The sequence below is a fragment of the Phyllobacterium sp. 628 genome (assembly GCF_014189505.1).
Classification (GTDB): Bacteria; Pseudomonadota; Alphaproteobacteria; order Rhizobiales; family Rhizobiaceae; genus Phyllobacterium.
The window spans coordinates 2595545-2613878 of record NZ_CP050301.1 but is presented as its reverse complement, the minus strand read 5'-3'; the positions used below and the strand labels follow the sequence as shown (position 1 = coordinate 2613878).

Below are 18334 nucleotides of genomic sequence, written 5' to 3'. Positions count from 1 at the left end.
TTATTCTCATTTGACAGGCTGGCAACAAACTTTGCTGGCCATTGTTTTGTTCCGGAGCGGTTCCCCATGATAAAGCGCTACATTCTACCTGTGATCATTCTACTCCTGGTCGTGGTGCTTGGCGGAGGATTGGTTTGGTTCAACTACTTCAAAGAGGGGATGATCAAACAATTTTTTGCGACAATGCAGCAGCCGGCACAACCGGTATCAACCTATAAGGTTGAGCCGAGCGTATGGACGCCCAATATCGAAGCGATTGGCTCTGTCAGCGCTATTCAGGGTGTCGAGCTCGCTGTTGAAGTTGCCGGTATCGTCAAGAATATCCCGTTTGAGGCCAACCAGATCGTCGATCAGGGTGCTCCGCTTTTGCAGCTTGATGATGCCATTGAGAAGGCTGACATCGTTGCCGCGCAGGCTCAGGACGTTCTGAACGACCAGACGCTGGCGCGTGCCCGTACGCTGAACACACGCGGTGTGGGCGCGGAATCCAATGTTGATACGGCGCAGGCTGCATCCTTGGCCAAGAAGGCCGAGATCGCCAAATTGCAAGCCGTAATGGACCAGAAACTGCTCAAAGCGCCGTTCAAGGGCACCGTTGGTATTCCGCAAATCGAACTTGGCCAGTACCTGTCACCGGGTAAGGTCGTGGTTTCGTTGCAGGATCTTGCTACCATGCGTGTAGACTTCACGGTCAACGAGCAGAACCTTCAGCAGGTGAAAATTGGTCAGCCGATCAAGATGAAACTGACTGACGTCGAACAGCCCTATGACGGTGTCATCACCGCTGTTGAGCCCCGCATTGATCCGGCAACACGTCTGGTTTCCGTTCGTGCGAAGGTTGACAACAAGGACGGCAAGCTGCGTCCCGGTCAGTTTGCGCAGGTTTACGTCACGCTTCCACAGGAAGACAATGTCTTCACCTTGCCGCAGACCGCGCTCGTTTCTAGCCTTTATGGCGATTACATCTTTGTTCTTCGTCCTGAGGAAAAGAAGGAAGATCCAGCCAAGGCGGCCGATGCAGCAAAACCTGCAGACGCAGCCAAGCCGACGGATGCGGCGAAGCCGGCTGATGCAGCCAAGAAAGAAGAGCGATTTGTTCTTGCTCAGGTTTTCGTTACGCCAGGACGCCGTTCAGGTCTTTTGGTCGAGATTACCAAGGGCATTAAAACGGGTGATGTCGTTGTAACGGCCGGTCAAAATCGTTTGAACGCTGGTGGAGCGGTGACGATTGCCAATGCCGTGAACCCGGCCAACACCACAGATGCGGGACTGCCCACAAAATGAATTTCTCAGATGTATTCATTCGCCGTCCGGTTCTGTCGACGGTTGTCGCCCTGATGATCATCCTGCTCGGTGCCCAGGGAGTGTCGAACCTTGCGGTTCGCCAGTACCCAAAGGTTGACGAAACGGCCATCACCATCACAACAACTTATGCTGGTGCCAGCGCCGATCTGATGCAAGGATTCATTTCCGCACCGATTGCGAAAGCTGTTACCACAACGGAAAACATTGACTACGTCACATCCTCATCGGTGCCATCATCCAGCACGGTTACTGTGCAGATGAAACTTGGCGCCGATCCGGACGCGGCCCTGACCGAAGTTATTTCCAAGGTCAATCAGGTTCGCGGCGATCTGCCAACGGAAGCTGATGATCCCGTGATCAAGAAGGGTACAGGTCAAGAGTTCGCGACCATGTATCTGGCTGTGCAAAATCCCAATATGACCAGCGTACAGCTCACCGAATATCTGCAGCGCGTTATCCAGCCGCGTATGTCGACGATTCAAGGTGTCGCTGATGCACAGGTTCTGGGTGGTCAGGTGTTTTCAATGCGCGTCTGGATCGATCCGGTTCAACTGGCCGCACGTAAGACAACAGCTTCGGAAGTATTGACCGCGATCAAGCAGTCAAACTTCCTGTCCGCGCCGGGCAAGATCGAAAACCTCTATGTCGCGTCGCCGATCACGCTGAAGACGACTTTGCAAACGCCTGAGGCCTTCGGTGCGATGCCGATCAAGTCGGATGGTACCAACATCGTCCGCCTGCGTGACATTGCCCGCATTGAGCTTGGCGCCGTCAATACTGATACGCGCGTTACCTTCAATGGATCGAGCGGTACCTTTCTTGGTATTTTCCCGACGCCGTCGGCAAATCCGCTGGATATGACCGCTGCCGTGCGCAAAGAATTGCCGTTAATCGACGCGACGCTTCCGGAAGGCATGTCCATCATCATGCTTTACGATTCGACTGAGCAGATCAGCTCGTCGATCTATGAAGTGTTCAAGACCATTGGTGAAGCGGTACTTATCGTTGTCGCCGTCATCCTGCTGTTTCTCGGCTCGTTCCGTTCGGTCATCATTCCGGTTGTTACGATTCCGATTTCGTTGGTCGGCGTGTGTTTCTTCCTCTTCCTGCTCGGCTATTCGATCAATCTGCTGTCGCTGCTGGCAATGGTTCTGGCGATCGGGCTTGTCGTCGACGATGCGATTGTGGTGCTTGAAAACATCCATCGACACATCGAAGAGGGGCTCAAACCGATTGATGCCGCGCTCAAGGGCATGAAGGAAATCACCGGCCCGATCGTGGCGATGACCATCACGCTGGCTGCCGTGTTTGCGCCACTGGGCTTTACCGGTGGTCTGACAGGCGCGTTGTTCCGCGAGTTCGCCTTCACGCTGGCTGGTGCTGTTATCATTTCCGGCGTCGCTGCTTTGACGGTTTCGCCGATGATGTGCGCGTTGCTGCTGAAAAGTGGTAATCACAGCCGTTTCCAGCGTATCGTTGACAACAGCTTCAGCTGGCTGGAAGGCGCCTATGAACGCCGTGTTGCAGGATCGCTGGCTTTCCGGCCGGTAACCCTGTTCATTGTTATCGCGCTTGTGGCATTGACGGCTTTCCTGTTCAACAAGACATCGTCCGAACTGGCACCGGAAGAGGATTCCGGCTTCCTGGTCTCGCTTGTCAACGCACCACAATATGCAACGTCTGATTACACCAAGCTTTATGCCGATCAGCTCGACAAACTGACCAAGGATCTGCCTGAACTCAAAGCCAGGTTCAATATTCTCGGTCTTGGCACGACGAACTCGGCGTTTGCGATCTGGGTGTTCAAGGATTGGGCACAGCGTGAAAAATCGCAGAAACAGTTGCAGCAGGAACTGCAAGGCATGATCAGTCCGATGGCGGGTGCGCAGGCCTATATTTTCGCGCTGCCAACTTTGCCCGGCACGGGCGGCGGTTTGCCGATTTCGGTTGTTATCCAGTCGACCGGTCCTGCCGACAAGGTGTTCGAAGTGGCAGAAGAGATAAAGAACAAGGTGCAGGCTTCGGGCAAGTTCATTGTCGCGCAGAATTCGCTTTCGTTTAACGCGCCGCAGGTGACTGTTACCATTGATCGTGATCGTGCATCGGCTCTGGGTATTCCTGTCAGTGAAATCGGCCAGACGCTTGGGCTTCTGGTCGGTGGCGGTAAAATCGCGAAGTTTGACCGCGATTCAAATAGCTACGATATCATTCCGCAGGTGCCGCAGGATTTCCGCTCCAATCCGGAAAATCTTGGCAAATACTTCGTCAAGAGTTCATCGGGCGATATGGTGCCATTGTCGGCAGTTATCAAAGTGACGGAAAACGCTTCTCCGGCAGCGATTGAGCAGTTCAATCAGCTGAATTCGGCGACGATTTCCGCACTGCCCATGCCGGGCGTTACAACCGGTGAAGGCCTGAAGGCCGTGGTTGATACAGCGCGTCCATTGATGCCAAATGGCTTCTTCCTGGATTATACCGGTCAATCGCGTCTGGAGATCACGCAGGGCAACACAATTCTGATTGCCTTCGTGCTCGCTGTTATCGTGATCTACCTTGTGCTTGCGGCGCAGTTCGAAAGCTTCCGCGATCCGTTCATCATCATGATGTCGGTTCCGCTGTCGATCTTCGGCGCAATCGTTCCGCTGAATCTCGGTCTGGGAACGCTCAACATCTATACGCAGGTGGGGCTGATCACGCTCGTTGGCTTGATCACCAAGCATGGTATCTTGATGGTGGAGTTTGCCAATCAGCAGCGTGAGTTGCATGGCATATCCCGGCATGATGCGATCATTCTTGCGGCAAAGACCCGTCTTCGCCCGATCCTCATGACGACTGCGGCGATGGCACTTGGTGTTATTCCGTTGATCACGGCAACCGGTGCCGGTGCCGCGGCCCGTTACTCCATTGGCCTCGTGATTTTCTCGGGTATTCTTGTCGGTACAATCTTCACGCTCTTTGTCGTACCGATGTTCTACACCTTCATTTCCCGCAAGGACGAGAAGGTCGAGACGATCGCGGCGACGCAGCAAAGCGAAGCAAACTTCGGCCGCGTCTGACGCTGACGATTGAATACAAAGAAAGCCTCCGAACCTTGCCGGGTTCGGAGGCTTTGTCATTTTCGATGTTTGGCGGTGTCAGGCTCGTCTAACGAGACGAAGAATGACCAGCAGGATTACCGCGCCAATCGTTGCCGAGATAATGGCACCAAGAATGCCGGCACCCAGCGATATGCCCAGACGTGGAAATAGGAAGCCCGCGATAAATGCGCCAACGACGCCAATAACCAGATCGCCAACGAGGCCAAAACCGCCTCCACCGACAAGAATGCTGGCAAGCCAGCCAGCGACAAGTCCCACCAATAGAAAAATCAGAAGTCCTTCTGCACCCATAGTCGTCTCTCCCATGCGATTGCGTTACGATGGCCCAATAGACCGTGGATGCCGCTTTTCATGGGCGATCCGTGATCGGCCTTAGAATCATCGAATCGATTTTACGATGGGAAATGCATTTTGGACAATTAAACTTGTGGTGGCATTCGCCTATAGGCACAATATCTAGTTGATAGAGTGGTTTTCGCGCTGGAAAGGCAGGCTATCTCACAGAAATCATTGTGTTTTATGCTGCGGAGAAAAAAAACTGCACGTCACAGCACCTATAACGAAAAAGCTATGCCGGCTATGGTTTCCCATGACCGGCATAGTTTCAGACAATGCAAGAATTCAGCTTGGAGACGATTAAGCCTTCTTTGGAGCGGCCTTCTTGGCAGCAGCCTTCTTGTGAGCCTTGTGCTTGGCAGTCTTCTTGACGTGATGCTTTGCCTTGGCTGTGTGCTTAACGGCAGTTGTTGTAGCAGTTGCAGCAGCAGGAGCGGTCGCAGCGTTGGCGCTGGAAGCTGTCAGAACGGGAGCCGAAACAGCAAGAGCGATAGCAAGGCCGAGAGCTGTATAGAGGGACTTTTTCATTGGTCAGTTTCCTTTTCAAATGGGCTGGTGGGATACAGTCGATCAGTCATCGATCGGTTGTACACCGAGCAGTTTCAACGATTGGGCGAATGTTCGAATGCCCTGCGCCTGCTTGTTGCTTGCGCAAAACTTTATCGCCTTCCGTTGAAGTACTCTCGCCTTGGCTGCCCGTTTTGCCACGGCGTGTTCGGTGATTGCTTGTTGAGTCTGCTGCTGTAACCTGCTGCAGAGCTCGCTGCGTGTGAGCGTTTCATCCGCCATTGACATTTCAACAGGTGCAGTCAGGTAGACCGCGCCGGTCAAAATCAGTGTCGACATGGTGAGAATGTTGCGCATAAGAACCTTTGGTTTACTCAAACAGGTCCTGTCTCAGAGCGTTTGAACAGGATCGATGGGCTCTTTATCGGGCATCACTATTGCGCGGGTTTTTCCGCTCTGTAGAGTTTTGTTTCTCAATTGTTTCTGGAGCTGGGCAGACGCTGTAAATCACGGCGAATTCACCGGGCGGTGCTGGTCAATGCGTATTTCGGCCTTTATCCTGTTGCCGGATAATCAAATCAAAACTTGCCACATCGAAAGATTCGCATGAAATCCGAACCGCATATTCTGATTGTCGATGATGATGAGGCTATCCGTGATCTGCTGCATGAGTTCTTGAAGAAGCGCGGTATGCGGGTGTCTGTTGCCCGCGACAATGACGAGATGCAGGCAATCTTTTCCCGCACACCGGTCGATCTGCTCATTCTCGATGTCATGCTGCCGGGCAAGAGCGGCATGGAGATTTGCCGCGATATCCGTATGCATTCACGTGTGCCGATTATCATGCTCACCGCAATCACCGAAACCACGGACCGGGTTGTCGGGCTGGAAATGGGCGCGGACGATTATGTATCCAAGCCGTTTGATCCCCGCGAATTGCTGGCGCGGGTGCGGGCCGTTTTGCGCCGTCTCGATGCGCCCGGCACAGACCGGCGCATAGAGCCTCAGGTCTACAAATTTGCTGGCTGGACGATGGATTGCTCGCGGCGCAGGCTGATTTCACCGGATAATGTGCGGATTGAACTGACCAGCGGTGAATTCAATCTGCTCGAGACTTTGGTGAAAAGCGCGCAGCGCATGCTCAGCCGCGATCAATTGTTGGAACTTGCCGGAAACAATGTTGCCTATGGTTATGATCGCAGCGTCGATATTCTGATCAGCCGTCTTCGCCGCAAGATGGAAGATGATCCGCGCTCGCCCAAAATCATCCTGACTATTCGCGGCGGTGGTTATCAGTTCGTCCCTGAGGTCGTGGCGGAATGAAACGGTTTCTGCCCCAGTCATTGCCAAGCTGGATTCTGCTGATCCTGATAACCGGACTGATCACCACGCAGATTGCGACCTTGTCGATTGTTTCGCGTGATCGCAATGAAGGCAACAATATCCAAGAGCTGTTCCGGTTGAGCGACCGTGCCTATACGCTGGTCAAACTGCTCTATGCTTCGCCGCCACCGGAAAGAACACGCCTTGCCACTGCCATGTCGAATGTATCGAGCCCGCTCTATATGTCGGATGAACCGGCCGTGAAGTCGGCTATCGCGGCGGATGACAATCTGGCGGAACTTGAAGATGTGCTTGTGGCGCGGTTTTCCGCGTTTGGCGTCACCGATGCACGGGTTCGCCGCGATTCGCCAAAAGTTGTCACGGGAATGCCCGTCAATCCCAGCACATTCAATCCTGACGTGGGAATTGTCGAACGGCAGTTAACCGATTTGGCGCAGGATTTCAGCGAGAGCGGCGGATTGGCAGCGTCCATCGAATTCAGCGACGGCCAGTGGTTGAATTTTGTAACGCCCGTCGCACCGATTGATCCGATTTTGACGACCCAAACCCTGCCGCTTTTCGGTTCGGTCGCGGCAATCGTCATCATCATGTCGATATGGGCCATGCGCAGATTGACGGCGCCGTATCGGGCCCTGGAAAGCGCTGTCAAACGCATTGGTGAGGATGTGAAAATCCCGCCTTTGCCCGAATATGGCAGTACCGAATACAAATCGGCGGCGCGGGCGGTGAACGCAATGCAGGCGCAGCTACGTGAATATGTGGCGGACCGCGAGCAGCTGGCTGCCGCGCTGGCACATGATTTGCGCACGCCCTTGACCCGCATTCGTCTGCGGCTGGAGCTTTTGCGCAAATCGCAACTGCGTCAGTCCCTGATGCAGGACCTCAATGACATTGAAGCGATTTCACGCTCGGTGATCGATTTCGCCACCTATGAGATTGTCGAAGAGGAACAGGAGAAGATCGACTTCTGGTCGCTGGTCGATTCGATTGCCGATAACTATCCCGAGGTGACGTTCGGCAAGAGCAGTTCTGCTTCCCGCAAACTGATCTGTTTTGGCCGCCCCATCGCATTGCGGCGGTGTATTACCAATCTCATCGACAATGCGGTTAAATATGGTCAAAGCGCGAATGTTGATCTGTCGCAGGTGGAAAACGATATTGTTCTTGTCATTCGCGACAAGGGCCCCGGTATTCCCCAGGAGAAACTTGACGAGGTTTTCCAGCCATTCCGGCGGGTGGAGGGCTCACGCAACCGGGAGACCGGCGGTTTTGGGCTTGGCCTTACCATTGCCCGCAACATCGCCCAGCGCTGCGGCGGCGATATCGTACTGAAAAATGATCCCGAAGGGGGATTGAGAGCCGAGTTGAGAATTCCGCTGGCTTAAACTTATCTCACAGATAATCCCTTTGGTCGCGTCGACAAATTGAATTTATGGTTTTTGGTATTCGCCGGGTATTGGTGGACTTCTCGAGGGGGCGATATCATAACCCGTGTTGATTATCTCGAGTTGCGCTTGTATGGCCATTTCAAGCCCATATTGCAGGGATTCATAGGCGTCAATGTATCCGTAACGATGCCAAGGTGAGCGATTGAAGCCGTGTTCGTGATGGTTAAAATAAATAACTTTCGAACCGATGAGTGCGACTACCCAAAATTTCCCGTATTCCGGCACTTCCCATTCTTCGGGCGGACGCTTGATCGTCTCCCATAAAAAGCGCTCTCTAAAGGACATTCGCGACCAGCCCTCGTTGATCTCGTTCCATATTTTTTCTTCTGGAAATGACATTCGGGCTCTCAAAACTGATGATGTCCGGAGGTGCCGGATGAAATCACGCTATCACCGCACGATTTACAATTCATCGTAAAACTAATTCAAACTCGCTTTTCGGAGCGGTCTCGATGCGAAGCTGTAGCTTTCGTCGGCTGCGACTTAATATGACAAACGCTGTAAGATCTATCTCGTTTTTGCCAAATTTTCTCAATCCCTCTGTGGCTGATCAGAGTTCACTAGTACCAACGTTTCGATGTCATCGAACATGTCGTGCCACTCATCATTACCGATCTCCATAAATCCAAAAAACCGCAGCATGAAGACGCCTTCAGTGGCAATGAACGCCATTCGAGCGCGCCGGCCTTCTTCCGTAGAGAGGTCGAAATCGGCCATTCTGGTTCGATACCATTCGCGCGTGCTGCCCAAATGCTCCGGCGTCTGGATCAATGAAGCCATCAGGCTGGCGGCCTTGGCATTGGAATTGTCGTCACCTTTGCGTGTGGCCTCCAGATGGGCGCGGATCGGGCTGATGGGTGCATGCGCATCGCTGGATAGCTGCGCCACTTCCTCATCGTAGTCCTGGCCCCAACGGTCCAGCATTGCATCGATGAGCGCGCCTTTGGTGCCGAAACAATATTGCACACCGCCCTTGGTGATTCCCGCAGCTTTGGCGACAGCGTCGATGGTCAACGCTGCGGCGCCAACTTTGGCGACAACGCTTTCTGCCGCATCCAGCACTTTATCCCGGTCAATCGTGCGTTTTCGGCCCAAAATCAGGTCTCCTCTTTTATTTCAATACGAACGTATTTATATAGTGGCTGTGAACAGAGACACAATCTGCTCACGTCCGTAATTGTAACAGGAGCGAAGAACGCTCCAAATGGTGAGAAAAATGCTACCCCAAAACCGCTGGCTGGTCCTCGCGATCGTATCCAGCGCTCTTCTGCTCGTCGTCATTGACATGACTGTTCTTTACACCGCTTTGCCGAGATTGACCCATGATCTTCATGCGTCTGCATCCGCCAAACTGTGGATCGTCAATGCCTATCCCCTGGTTGTTGCAGGTCTGCTGCCCGGTGCCGGTGCACTGGGTGACCGCATTGGCCACAAAAAGCTTTTTGCTGCAGGTCTTCTGGTCTTCGGTATTGCTTCACTTGCTGCCGCCTTTTCGCCGACAAGTGCCATCCTCATTGCCTCACGTGCCCTGTTGGCTGTGGGTGCTGCGATGATGATGCCCGCTACGCTTTCCATAGTTCGCCAGACATTTGCCAATGAACGCGAACGTGCTTTTGCCATAGGCATCTGGGCGTCAATCGCCTCGGGTGGTGCCGCGATTGGCCCGGTTCTCGGCGGCGTTTTGCTTGAATATTTCTGGTGGGGCTCCGTCTTCCTGATCAATGTGCCCATTGTTATTGCCGCGTTTGCGCTCACGCTCTGGATCATTCCGAACCGTGCGGGCGATAAAACGCGCCCATGGGATCTGATTGGATCGGTGTTGATTATGATCGGTCTCGTGGGTGTGACCTACGCCATCAAGGAATTTGCCAAACAGAAGCCGCTTTATGAGGCCGCACTTGTTGCTGTCATCGTCGGCGCGGTCTTCCTGACGCTGTTCGTCCGTAGGCAATTGCTTGCCAAACAGCCGATGATCGATTTTTCCTTGTTTCGGAACAGGCGGTTCTCGTCCGGTGTGGCTGCGGCCTTTATTGCATCGCTGACGCTTGTTGGTATGGAACTCGTGCTCAGTCAGCGTTTTCAGCTGGTTATGGGGCTGTCGCCACTGGAAGCCGGACTGTTGATCCTGCCGGTGCCGTTGGCAGCCTTTGTTGCAGGGCCGGTTGCCGGACTTGCTTTGCCGCGTCTCGGGTCTGAACGTATCTTGTGGATCAGCTTGCTTGTCGCGGGTCTGGGCATTGCCAGCCTTCTCTATGCGTATGAGGCATCACCAATTGTACAGATCTCGAGCCTCGTCGTGCTGGGTTTTGGGTTTGGTGCTGCCATGACGGCGGCTTCAAGTGCCGTCATGCTGAACACGCCGGAGAAGAGTGCCGGTACCGTCGCTTCGATTGAGGAAGTTTCGTATGAACTTGGCGGCGCCATGGGCGTCGCGCTGCTCGGCAGTCTTATGTCGACCATTTATACGATCAGTCTGACTGTACCAGACAGCATGAATGTCTCGGCGATGGTCTATGACAGTCTGGATGAAGCGCTTATTCTGGCTCAGAATCTTGCACCCGATGCTGCAATGAACTTGATCTCTCTTGCCAAAGCGGCATTCGAGAACGCGTTTACAGTGGTCATCATCGTGGCTTCTGCTCTGCTGATCGTCACCTCGGGTGCGATCAAGCTTGCAACGCGTGCGGGCAGGGCATAAGCGCCTAGCAATCAATCCGGCCCTCGCGGGCCGGATTGTCTTTATCTCTATGCTTCAACGATGGTCCAGGCTGATGCCGTATCATAGAAGAACCGCTCTTCAATAATGCGGTCGCCTTGCCAGCGCTGTATCGCAAGTTCTTCCAGACACCGGGTCACTCCATCCTTGGTTGTCGCGTCAAATATCCCGTTGATCACAACATTGTCGCCGTCGATTAGAACGGCGCTGGCAGGGTGGGTATACATCCGCTCCAGCCGGTTTAGTGCGGCCTGCTCATGCTTTTCCAGCAGTTCCCGGCCACGGCGCGGTTCCTTGCCGGGTTCCTGCATCGATGCATTCTCATGGTAGAAATCGGTGATAGCCTTGACGTGATCACCACTGACGACTGTTGCAACAAAAGCATCAACACGGCTTCGATCCGGCATCGGATTATTCCTTCGATTGAATGGGTTTTGAGCTTTGGAGTATCCCGCACCAGCAGTCGGTATGCGGATAAGAATCATCTTATCCGCCGATCATCACTAGATAATGGCGTGCGACAAGCCCCCGTCAATCGGGATAGCCGCACCGGTCACATAGGATGCCTGTTGGCTGGCAAGGAACGCGGCAACTGCACCGAACTCCTCCGCTGTTCCGTAGCGTCCAACCGGCACTTCCGCCTGACTTTGCGCTGAGACCACCGACACATCGATACCCAGAGCCTCGGCATCCATACGATCCAGTTTGTCAGTCCGATCTGTCGCCAGACGCCCGGCGAGCAGAAGATTGACAGTTACCCCATCCGCAGCGACTTCTCCCGCAAGGCTTTTCGCCCATCCCGCAACGGCAGCGCGCAGAGCATTCGAGGCAGTCAGCCCAGCAATGGGCTCCCGCACACTGGTTGATGAAACCACCAGAATGCGGCCCCAGCGCTTTTCGCGCATTCTTGGCACAAAGTGCGATGCGATACGCACGCCTGACAGGAACATCGCTTCGAACTGGGTTCGCCATTGCACGATGTTGGGGGTGGACGCGGCGAAAGGCGGGGGTCCACCGCCATTGAGAAGCAGGATATCGATGCCGCCCAATGCACGATCAACCTGATCCAGCATGGCTGCCAGGGCAATGGTGTCTTCCAGATCGGCGTTGATACCGAAGGAATTCGGCGTGTGGGCACGCAATTCTGCGGTTGTTGCGTCCAGCGCCGTCTGGTCGCGGCCGGCAATCGCGACTGTCACGCCGTTTTCCGCGAGAGCTTTGGCAACGCCGCGGCCGAGCCCCTTGTTACCGCCCAGCACAAGTGCGCGTTTTCCATCCAGTCCAAAGTTCATGATAATATTCCCTTTATAGCGCAAGGATCAGCCGACATGGACGATTGCATCGACTTCAACGGGGACATTGACAGGCAGGCCTGCCATGCCCAGCGCCGCGCGCGCATGCTTGCCCTTGTCGCCCAGAACGTTCAGCAACAATTCCGAAGCGCCATTGCCCACTATGGAAAAGTCGCTGAAGCCGATGACCGCGTTGATGTAGACGTTGATTTTTGCAACTTGAACAACGCGGCTTAAATCTCCATCCAGTTCCTTGCTGAGCCAGAACAGGATGTTGGCGGCGCAAAGTGCAGCAGCCTTCTTGGCATCTTGGGGACTGACTGTTTCGCCAACCTTGCCCGTATATGCAATGTCATCGCGGGTTTCAGGGATTTGTCCGGAGATATAGACGATGTTGTCGATGCGCGTGGCTGGCGCAAAAGGAAAATCAGCAGGGGCGATATCAGGCCAGATGAGGCCAAGTTCGTCAAAACGGTCGCGAAATGTGGTCAAGCTCGTTCTCCTTCAGCGTGAAGGTGCTACTTGCCATGGCATCGTTCGATAAAGTATCCTGATAATTCTTATGTCGATATAAGGTTTGTTTATGGAGCTGAATCTTGATCCGCATTTGCTGCGCGCGTTGGTTGTCGTGGCAGAAACCGGCACTGTCAGCGGTGCAGCTGAACGCTTGTCGCGCACGCAAGCGGCGATAAGCATGCAGCTCAAACGGCTCGAGGTCGATCTCGGCACGCAGCTTTTGACCCGCACATCACGCGGCGTCACGCTGACGGATTCGGGGCAGATTCTCGTGGCTTATGCGCGTAAACTCATCGCACTTGGCGATGATGCACGCCAGCAGATTGAAGGACGGCAGCTTGTGGGCCGGGTACGCCTCGGGTTGATCGAGGATCTGGTTGCGACCCGCCTGCCGATCCTGCTGGCAGAATTTCGCAAGCGGTTTCCGCAGGTCGAGCTTGATTTAATCACGGCGCATAGCGGGGAGCTCAGCCAAAGCTTGCAAACGGAAAAGCTCGATATGGTCATAGCCGATCCGTCGCGATTTGCGTCCGTGCCATTCTTCCATTGGTCGCGGCAATTGGTGTGGAGCGGCAGCCGGATGATCGACGTGGGTGAGGGCGATGCCATACCGCTCATTGTGTTTGAGGGTTCGTGTACGTGGCAGGACAAGACAACCGTTGCCTTCGCCGCAGCTGGCGTCGCCTGGTCCGTAGCATGCCGCGTTTCCAGTTATGGGGCACTCATCGGGGCTTTGCGCGCCGGGCTTGGTTACAGCCTCATGCTACCGGAAAGCGTACCGAGCGATTGTGAGACAATCGACGCAGACCAGCGTTTACCGGCGGCACCCAGCGCGGATTTTGGCCTTTTTCTGACCAGGGAGTCGTCGAAAATCGTCAAGGAACTCGGATTTTACCTGCGTGAAAAGTTGGTTCGCTGACTGCCGGTGGATTTGCCCGGGAGCATGTCCTTCCCACGAAATGAAGCGAACCGGTCGTGATGTTAGCCGGAAAACTAAAACAGTTTGCGGTAAACAACGAAACCTGAGTCTTCCGCTACCTTATTGTAGAGTTCCTTGGCCGTGTGGTTGGTTTCGTGGGTTAGCCAGTATACGCGCGGTGACCCGGCATTTTGTGCTCGTTCATACACGCCATTGATCAACGCCCGTCCAACGCCTTTTCCGCGCGCTGCCTCGCTGGTGAACAGGTCCTGAAGATAACAGTTTGGCGCAATCGACGTGGTGCTCCGGTGAAAGATGTAATGGGTAAGTCCCAGGAGCTTTCCGCCACTTTCGGCCACAAGCGCATTGACCGGCTCATAGGCATCAAAGAAACGCTCCCAGGTCATGCGCGTAATTTCGGGCGCAAGAGCAGTCGGTCCGGAGCGGCCGTAGAATGCATTGTATCCATCCCATAACGGCAGCCATTGCTCATAATCCTCGCGGGTAATGGAGCGGATAGATAGATCAATCGTCATTTTATCTCTCGTTAAGTGAACGCGCGGTGGTCGTTTCGTTTGAAAATAGAGCATTCACCGCTGCCTGCTGCAATTCGCAAACTTGTATCAGAGACATGATTCTGGCGTTCGTCAGTAATGTTAAATTCATGGGTTAACTGGTTGCGATTTCTACTTAATTCAACGTTGGATTGCATTATTTGCTCCAATCGTGTCTAGGTAGGGGATACACGCGAGGGCGTACAGCAGATAGAAATCTCGCGCTTCGATTGAATGTTGATCATATGCCGGAGACTTTATACATGGCCAAATCACTCGATATTTACATAGGCTGGGATTCCCGTGAGCCGATCGCTTACGAAGTGGCTAAACGCACGATTTTGGACAACGCCTCCATCCCTGTGCAGGTCAAGCCGATTGTACTGAGTGAGCTTGTAGAAAAGGGCGCATACACCCGTGAGGTTGATCCTCTAGCCTCGACTGAATTCACCTATTCGCGCTTCTTTACCCCATGGCTAGCAGGCTGTGAGGGCTGGGCGCTTTTTTGCGATTGCGATTTCCTGTTCTTTTCCGATGTTGCCGAACTCCTGCAATATCAAGACCCGAATAAGGCCGTCTGCTGCGTAAAGCATGACTATACGCCGAAAGAGGGTTTCAAAATGGATGGCAAGGTCCAGACTTCCTATCCACGCAAGAACTGGTCGTCGTTCATGATGTTCAATTGTGCGCATCCGTCCACGCGCAAGTTGACGCCCGAACTCATCAATCGTGAGAGTGGCGCCTATCTCCATCGGATGCAGTGGGCTGCAGATGATGAAATCGGTGAAATCCCAACAGAATGGAATTGGCTGGAAGGCTGGAATGAAAAGCCCGCTGCAGGAACACCGCATGCGGTGCATTTTACCAATGGCGGTCCTTGGTTCAAGGATTGGCAGAATGTGGATTATGGCGACGAGTGGCGTTCGCAAGCATTGCAGATCGACCCGGAATTCAAACCGATATGACGGCAAGTAGACTGAAATAGATCATCCAATAACCCTAGCCCTGGTTGAACCGGGGCCTTGGGATACCTATATCCACAACTGTGGGGTGTTTTAGGTTGTTTCTTGTGATGGAGAAACAACTGCAAATTCTTTCCCGTTGAAATTTCGGACAACACGGCTCCTCAAACTAGCGGAGTCCGGGTGGAGGGATTCTATTGCGACAAAACAAGTCTGCGCTGTTTGGAAAACTTGAAATTCCATTTCCCTATCGGTCGTCCGATATCGAGTTACCCGATCATTTTCCGAAGTCTTTGACCCTCCCGCTACTAAGCCGGTGGCGTACTTTGAATGTGCGACGTGCACCTAGTCGCATCAGCATCTATTCACTGCGCGAGCGCGATATTCTGCCGCTTGGCGATTTGGATATTCCGTTGATTTTCCTGACCCGCAACAGCCTGCGGTTCATTCCGTCATTTCTCGAGCATTATCGTGCACTCGGTGTCACGCGATTTTTGTGCGTTGATGATCAGTCGAGCGATGGAACGCGCGAACGGCTGCTTAAAGAAGATGATGTCGAAGTTTTTGGGTCCGATGTCCGTTATCGCGAAGCCAAAGGTGGCGGGTTGTGGCGCGAGGCGCTGGTCAGAATGTTTGGCACGCAGCGGTGGTATCTGAACGTCGATTGCGACGAATATTTTGTCTACGACCAATATGAGACCAGAAAGCTGCCCGAACTGATCCGGAAACTGGAAGCCGAGGGCATCTATCATTGTCCGGCTCCCATGATCGATTTTTATCCGGAGAACACAATCCAGTCGGCAGATTTTGGCGGGTCGGGCAGCAATATGCCCTGGCACACGGCGAATATGTTCGACGCCAGCGGCTACCGGTTATTTCGGACCACATCGGGAATGCTGATGTCCGGCGGGCCGCGTGACCGGATCATGGACCGCCCTGATGTTCACGACGAACTCATGAAATATCCTCTGGTCTATGTGGATTATGAAATCGGATTGAGTGTCAGTATTCACAAACCATGGCCATTTACCCGAAACTTTTCCCCGATCATCGGTTCATTGCTTCACTTCAAGTTCTTCAATGAGACGGAGGATCTGGTGGTCGAAGCCATCAACGACAATCAATATTTCAAGGGCTCACGATCTTACATTCGTATGCTTGGCGCTATTCAGGAGGGTAAATTGAATTATCTCGTTTCAGATATTTCCGTTCCCTATCAAGGTTCGAAGCAAATGGCTGAACTCGGGTTTTTCAAGTCTCTGTTTTAACAACGGGCCCCCAAGACGCGCAGCGCTTCGGGTGCCGATACTGATAATCGGGTGGGAAATGGGCGGTCGTCTATCAGAGACAATAACACGGTTCCGGCGGACGCTGATTTACCGCATCATGAAACCGCGCCCGCCCGCGCATTCGCAGCCGTTTACAGGACCTGTGGTCGTGGTGGGATCAGCGCCGGTCTCGACAATGCCTGCGGGGTTTGATGCAAGTTTCCATGTCATCAGCGTCAACGGCTCTCAACAGGTCTGCGAGACATGGGGACGCGCCATTCCTGATGTAGCGATCATGCAGTTCAATCAGGTCGAAGGACAGACCGTTAACGCACAGGCGGTACGAAAAGTATTGAACGGCAAGGCGACAGGGTATCTCTATGTGATGCGCTGGCCAAAAAGCATGACGCGATTGAAGCGAGGCCTTGCCGCATTCGATTATTCATACAACAACTTGAAAATCATCAATCGTTTTGGGCGAATGTCGATGTTTGAAGCCTTGATGGGAAGGCTGAATGTCGAGATTGACGATGATATGAAGTTTTCCAATGGAATGACGGCGGTGTTCTATGCGCTGACCAATGGTGCGAAAGCCGTGATCCTGACTGGTATCAATCCGGATTCATCCGGTCATATCTACAATGATGCCAATCTGAAGCGTTTACATGTCGGGACGGACAAAGACATTCTGCAAACGTTGAACAAACGGGGTTTTCCCCTGTTCACCGCCGACCCAGAGGTGGCAAAGGCAACCGGTCTGCCGCTCTGGACGCGCTAAACCGCTTCATATTTAGCCCATATCCTGCCGTTCATGTGTATTCAAAATGCCGGTGGTACGTCACGATGATGCCAAATCCTGATACATTTTACGCAGACACACTGGAACCAGAACGTATTGCAATCGTTGCATCCCTCAAGGAGGTACAATCCATGACGAACACGCGACTGCTTACAAAACCTGATGAAATTCGCGATTGGGCAGGGGCTCGTTCCGGCATTCCGGTGATCAGGGATGCAGCCGAATTGATTGGCGATGACAATCCGGTTCTGATGATTCAATTTGGTCAGCACCCCTATGAAGACGACGATCACGAAGGAGCCGATCGGCCTGATCAGTTGGGCGGTCCAAGGATTGTCGAATGGGATGAGTGGTTTGATGTGTTCGAGCGGGAAGGGCTTGGGCTGGTGGTCAGCGAGGATGTTCCTGGACAGCGCGACGAGTTCCACGAGCTTGTACGTCGTTAGGTGTAAGTAATCATTGCTGTTGCTTGTTTTGCCTAATTGCAGAGCTGGCTGATAGCAATCGCGACAAAGACTGCGCCGATAAAAAACAGCAAATGCCAGCCCATGGGAGTGCTGTAGTGGAGATAGCCGTCGTCGTCGCGGTTGTCGCTCATGATAATGCCCGGTTGGTAGAGGCCGTGCCCTAGCAGGTGCGTATGACACTTAAATGTCAATTGGTGTGAAGACGGATTGAAACGACAAGACTCCCGGCGTCGTCTGACGTTCTTTGTTTTACTGGATGACGCCGCCAGTTTTTAAAGCTCGTCCAAAGGGGAAATGAGGCCCGGTACTGCTGGCTTTCCCGCTAACATATAACCGGACCTCACGCTGTATGGTCGTACAGCATGACCAACTTGACGGCTCGCATCAACACAGTCAAATCACAGTTGAGCGTAAAGGCTCAGAGATCATCTGTTTGATGTGAGGAGTTTCATTCGCGCCTTTCGGCGAATACGCCTCATGACCGCCTGCATTTCTGCAGAACAATTATACAAGCGAAAGCGGGCGTCATCGCTTTGCTCTTGCGCTTGAATAATGATTTTCTCTTTGTAGTTTTGAGATCCCAGAAAAGTAACTCTTGCTCGCATTTTATTCTTCCCCTCGGCGTCTTATGACTTTTTTTGAGAGACGTAATATATGCGCTGATTCAGGTTAGTTTGGAATGCCTCTAAGCAAGACATCGCAAAAATATTACTTTTACACAGGCTTGCTTTGCCCGCGTTGAATGACTGATGATTTCTGCGCGACAAGGAAGTAATAGATAAGCGCCTACGGATCGTTTTTTG

19 protein-coding genes are annotated in these 18334 nt (G+C 53.2%); 10 read left to right on the top strand and 9 right to left on the bottom strand.

What is annotated here, in order from left to right:
• Window positions 1-66 precede the first annotated feature (66 nt).
• Window positions 67-1284, top strand: a complete 1218-nt coding sequence (locus tag HB779_RS14420; RefSeq protein WP_188343033.1) for an efflux RND transporter periplasmic adaptor subunit — start codon at window positions 67-69, stop codon at window positions 1282-1284.
• Window positions 1281-4361, top strand: a complete 3081-nt coding sequence (locus tag HB779_RS14415) for an efflux RND transporter permease subunit (protein ID WP_188343032.1) — start codon at window positions 1281-1283, stop codon at window positions 4359-4361. Before HB779_RS14420 ends, HB779_RS14415 begins: the two co-directional genes overlap by 4 nt.
• Before the next feature lie 78 nt (window positions 4362-4439).
• Here HB779_RS14415 and HB779_RS14410 read toward each other — a convergent pair whose 3' ends face one another.
• From HB779_RS14410 to HB779_RS14400, 3 genes are all read right to left on the bottom strand, one after another.
• A complete protein-coding gene (locus HB779_RS14410) occupies window positions 4440-4694 on the bottom strand; it encodes a GlsB/YeaQ/YmgE family stress response membrane protein (protein WP_188343031.1) in 255 nt (84 codons plus the stop codon).
• Window positions 4695-5039: 345 nt separating this feature from the next.
• On the bottom strand, window positions 5040-5267 hold the full coding sequence (locus HB779_RS14405) for a hypothetical protein (RefSeq protein WP_188343030.1): 228 nt from the start codon (window positions 5265-5267) through the stop codon (window positions 5040-5042).
• A gap of 42 nt (window positions 5268-5309) precedes the next feature.
• The gene (locus tag HB779_RS14400) at window positions 5310-5603 is read right to left on the bottom strand and encodes a hypothetical protein (protein ID WP_244642374.1); all 294 of its coding nucleotides are present in this window, start codon (window positions 5601-5603) and stop codon (window positions 5310-5312) included.
• Window positions 5604-5852: 249 nt separating this feature from the next.
• Between HB779_RS14400 and HB779_RS14395 the strand changes: the two genes are divergently transcribed.
• The gene (locus HB779_RS14395; protein ID WP_188343029.1) at window positions 5853-6569 is read left to right on the top strand and encodes a response regulator; all 717 of its coding nucleotides are present in this window, start codon (window positions 5853-5855) and stop codon (window positions 6567-6569) included.
• Window positions 6566-7975: an ATP-binding protein gene (locus tag HB779_RS14390; protein ID WP_188343028.1), complete on the top strand. Its 1410-nt coding sequence runs from the start codon at window positions 6566-6568 to the stop codon at window positions 7973-7975. Before HB779_RS14395 ends, HB779_RS14390 begins: the two co-directional genes overlap by 4 nt.
• 45 nt (window positions 7976-8020) lie before the next feature.
• On the opposite strand, the gene HB779_RS14385 is transcribed toward HB779_RS14390, so the two are convergent.
• Together HB779_RS14385 and HB779_RS14380 are read right to left on the bottom strand one after the other, a co-directional pair.
• Window positions 8021-8377 (bottom strand): hypothetical protein, encoded by a 357-nt coding sequence (locus tag HB779_RS14385; protein ID WP_188343027.1) that lies wholly within the window; start codon window positions 8375-8377, stop codon window positions 8021-8023.
• Window positions 8378-8569: 192 nt separating this feature from the next.
• On the bottom strand, window positions 8570-9133 hold the full coding sequence (locus HB779_RS14380; protein WP_188343026.1) for a TetR/AcrR family transcriptional regulator: 564 nt from the start codon (window positions 9131-9133) through the stop codon (window positions 8570-8572).
• A gap of 121 nt (window positions 9134-9254) precedes the next feature.
• On the opposite strand from HB779_RS14380, the gene HB779_RS14375 reads away from it, so the two are divergent.
• Entirely contained in the window at window positions 9255-10736 is a 1482-nt protein-coding gene (locus tag HB779_RS14375) for an MFS transporter (protein ID WP_188343025.1), read from the top strand.
• Window positions 10737-10783: 47 nt separating this feature from the next.
• On the opposite strand, the gene HB779_RS14370 is transcribed toward HB779_RS14375, so the two are convergent.
• The 3 genes from HB779_RS14370 to HB779_RS14360 all read right to left on the bottom strand — a co-directional run bounded on the left by HB779_RS14370 (window position 10784) and on the right by HB779_RS14360 (window position 12538).
• On the bottom strand, window positions 10784-11161 hold the full coding sequence (locus HB779_RS14370) for a nuclear transport factor 2 family protein (RefSeq protein ID WP_188343024.1): 378 nt from the start codon (window positions 11159-11161) through the stop codon (window positions 10784-10786).
• A 96-nt stretch (window positions 11162-11257) separates the two neighbouring features.
• Entirely contained in the window at window positions 11258-12046 is a 789-nt protein-coding gene (locus tag HB779_RS14365; protein WP_188343023.1) for an SDR family oxidoreductase, read from the bottom strand.
• A 27-nt stretch (window positions 12047-12073) separates the two neighbouring features.
• Entirely contained in the window at window positions 12074-12538 is a 465-nt protein-coding gene (locus HB779_RS14360) for a RidA family protein (protein ID WP_188343022.1), read from the bottom strand.
• Window positions 12539-12629: 91 nt separating this feature from the next.
• Here HB779_RS14360 and HB779_RS14355 point away from each other — a divergent pair, with 91 nt between their 5' ends.
• Window positions 12630-13481 carry a LysR family transcriptional regulator gene (locus HB779_RS14355; protein WP_188343021.1) on the top strand — a complete coding sequence of 284 codons (852 nt, stop codon included), beginning with the start codon at window positions 12630-12632 and terminating at the stop codon, window positions 13479-13481.
• Between the two features lie 74 nt (window positions 13482-13555).
• Here HB779_RS14355 and HB779_RS14350 read toward each other — a convergent pair whose 3' ends face one another.
• Window positions 13556-14017 carry a GNAT family N-acetyltransferase gene (locus HB779_RS14350; protein ID WP_188343020.1) on the bottom strand — a complete coding sequence of 154 codons (462 nt, stop codon included), beginning with the start codon at window positions 14015-14017 and terminating at the stop codon, window positions 13556-13558.
• 281 nt (window positions 14018-14298) lie between these two features.
• Here HB779_RS14350 and HB779_RS14345 point away from each other — a divergent pair, with 281 nt between their 5' ends.
• The 4 genes from HB779_RS14345 (at window position 14299) to HB779_RS14330 (ending at window position 17510) form a co-directional block, all read left to right on the top strand.
• Window positions 14299-15000: a glycosyltransferase gene (locus tag HB779_RS14345; RefSeq protein ID WP_188343019.1), complete on the top strand. Its 702-nt coding sequence runs from the start codon at window positions 14299-14301 to the stop codon at window positions 14998-15000.
• 329 nt (window positions 15001-15329) lie between these two features.
• A complete protein-coding gene (locus HB779_RS14340; RefSeq protein WP_244642658.1) occupies window positions 15330-16265 on the top strand; it encodes a glycosyltransferase family 2 protein in 936 nt (311 codons plus the stop codon).
• A gap of 118 nt (window positions 16266-16383) precedes the next feature.
• The gene (locus tag HB779_RS14335) at window positions 16384-17043 is read left to right on the top strand and encodes a membrane-anchored protein (RefSeq protein ID WP_244642373.1); all 660 of its coding nucleotides are present in this window, start codon (window positions 16384-16386) and stop codon (window positions 17041-17043) included.
• A 152-nt stretch (window positions 17044-17195) separates the two neighbouring features.
• Window positions 17196-17510, top strand: coding sequence for a hypothetical protein (locus tag HB779_RS14330; RefSeq protein ID WP_188343016.1), 315 nt, complete (start codon window positions 17196-17198; stop codon window positions 17508-17510).
• The last annotated feature ends 824 nt before the right edge of the window (window positions 17511-18334 follow it).

What these genes read in the sequence shown, in the direction of transcription:
- HB779_RS14345 (WP_188343019.1), top strand. Translation starts at nt 14,299, where the DNA reads ATGGCCAAATCACTCGATATTTACATAGGCTGGGATTCCCGTGAGCCG.
- HB779_RS14385 (WP_188343027.1), bottom strand. Translation starts at nt 8,377, where the DNA reads ATGTCATTTCCAGAAGAAAAAATATGGAACGAGATCAACGAGGGCTGG.
- HB779_RS14400 (WP_244642374.1), bottom strand. Translation starts at nt 5,603, where the DNA reads ATGCGCAACATTCTCACCATGTCGACACTGATTTTGACCGGCGCGGTC.
- HB779_RS14415 (WP_188343032.1), top strand. Translation starts at nt 1,281, where the DNA reads ATGAATTTCTCAGATGTATTCATTCGCCGTCCGGTTCTGTCGACGGTT.
- HB779_RS14405 (WP_188343030.1), bottom strand. Translation starts at nt 5,267, where the DNA reads ATGAAAAAGTCCCTCTATACAGCTCTCGGCCTTGCTATCGCTCTTGCT.
- HB779_RS14370 (WP_188343024.1), bottom strand. Translation starts at nt 11,161, where the DNA reads ATGCCGGATCGAAGCCGTGTTGATGCTTTTGTTGCAACAGTCGTCAGT.
- HB779_RS14365 (WP_188343023.1), bottom strand. Translation starts at nt 12,046, where the DNA reads ATGAACTTTGGACTGGATGGAAAACGCGCACTTGTGCTGGGCGGTAAC.
- HB779_RS14335 (WP_244642373.1), top strand. Translation starts at nt 16,384, where the DNA reads ATGAAACCGCGCCCGCCCGCGCATTCGCAGCCGTTTACAGGACCTGTG.
- HB779_RS14330 (WP_188343016.1), top strand. Translation starts at nt 17,196, where the DNA reads ATGACGAACACGCGACTGCTTACAAAACCTGATGAAATTCGCGATTGG.
- HB779_RS14390 (WP_188343028.1), top strand. Translation starts at nt 6,566, where the DNA reads ATGAAACGGTTTCTGCCCCAGTCATTGCCAAGCTGGATTCTGCTGATC.
- HB779_RS14395 (WP_188343029.1), top strand. Translation starts at nt 5,853, where the DNA reads ATGAAATCCGAACCGCATATTCTGATTGTCGATGATGATGAGGCTATC.
- HB779_RS14350 (WP_188343020.1), bottom strand. Translation starts at nt 14,017, where the DNA reads ATGACGATTGATCTATCTATCCGCTCCATTACCCGCGAGGATTATGAG.
- HB779_RS14355 (WP_188343021.1), top strand. Translation starts at nt 12,630, where the DNA reads ATGGAGCTGAATCTTGATCCGCATTTGCTGCGCGCGTTGGTTGTCGTG.
- HB779_RS14375 (WP_188343025.1), top strand. Translation starts at nt 9,255, where the DNA reads ATGCTACCCCAAAACCGCTGGCTGGTCCTCGCGATCGTATCCAGCGCT.
- HB779_RS14420 (WP_188343033.1), top strand. Translation starts at nt 67, where the DNA reads ATGATAAAGCGCTACATTCTACCTGTGATCATTCTACTCCTGGTCGTG.
- HB779_RS14410 (WP_188343031.1), bottom strand. Translation starts at nt 4,694, where the DNA reads ATGGGTGCAGAAGGACTTCTGATTTTTCTATTGGTGGGACTTGTCGCT.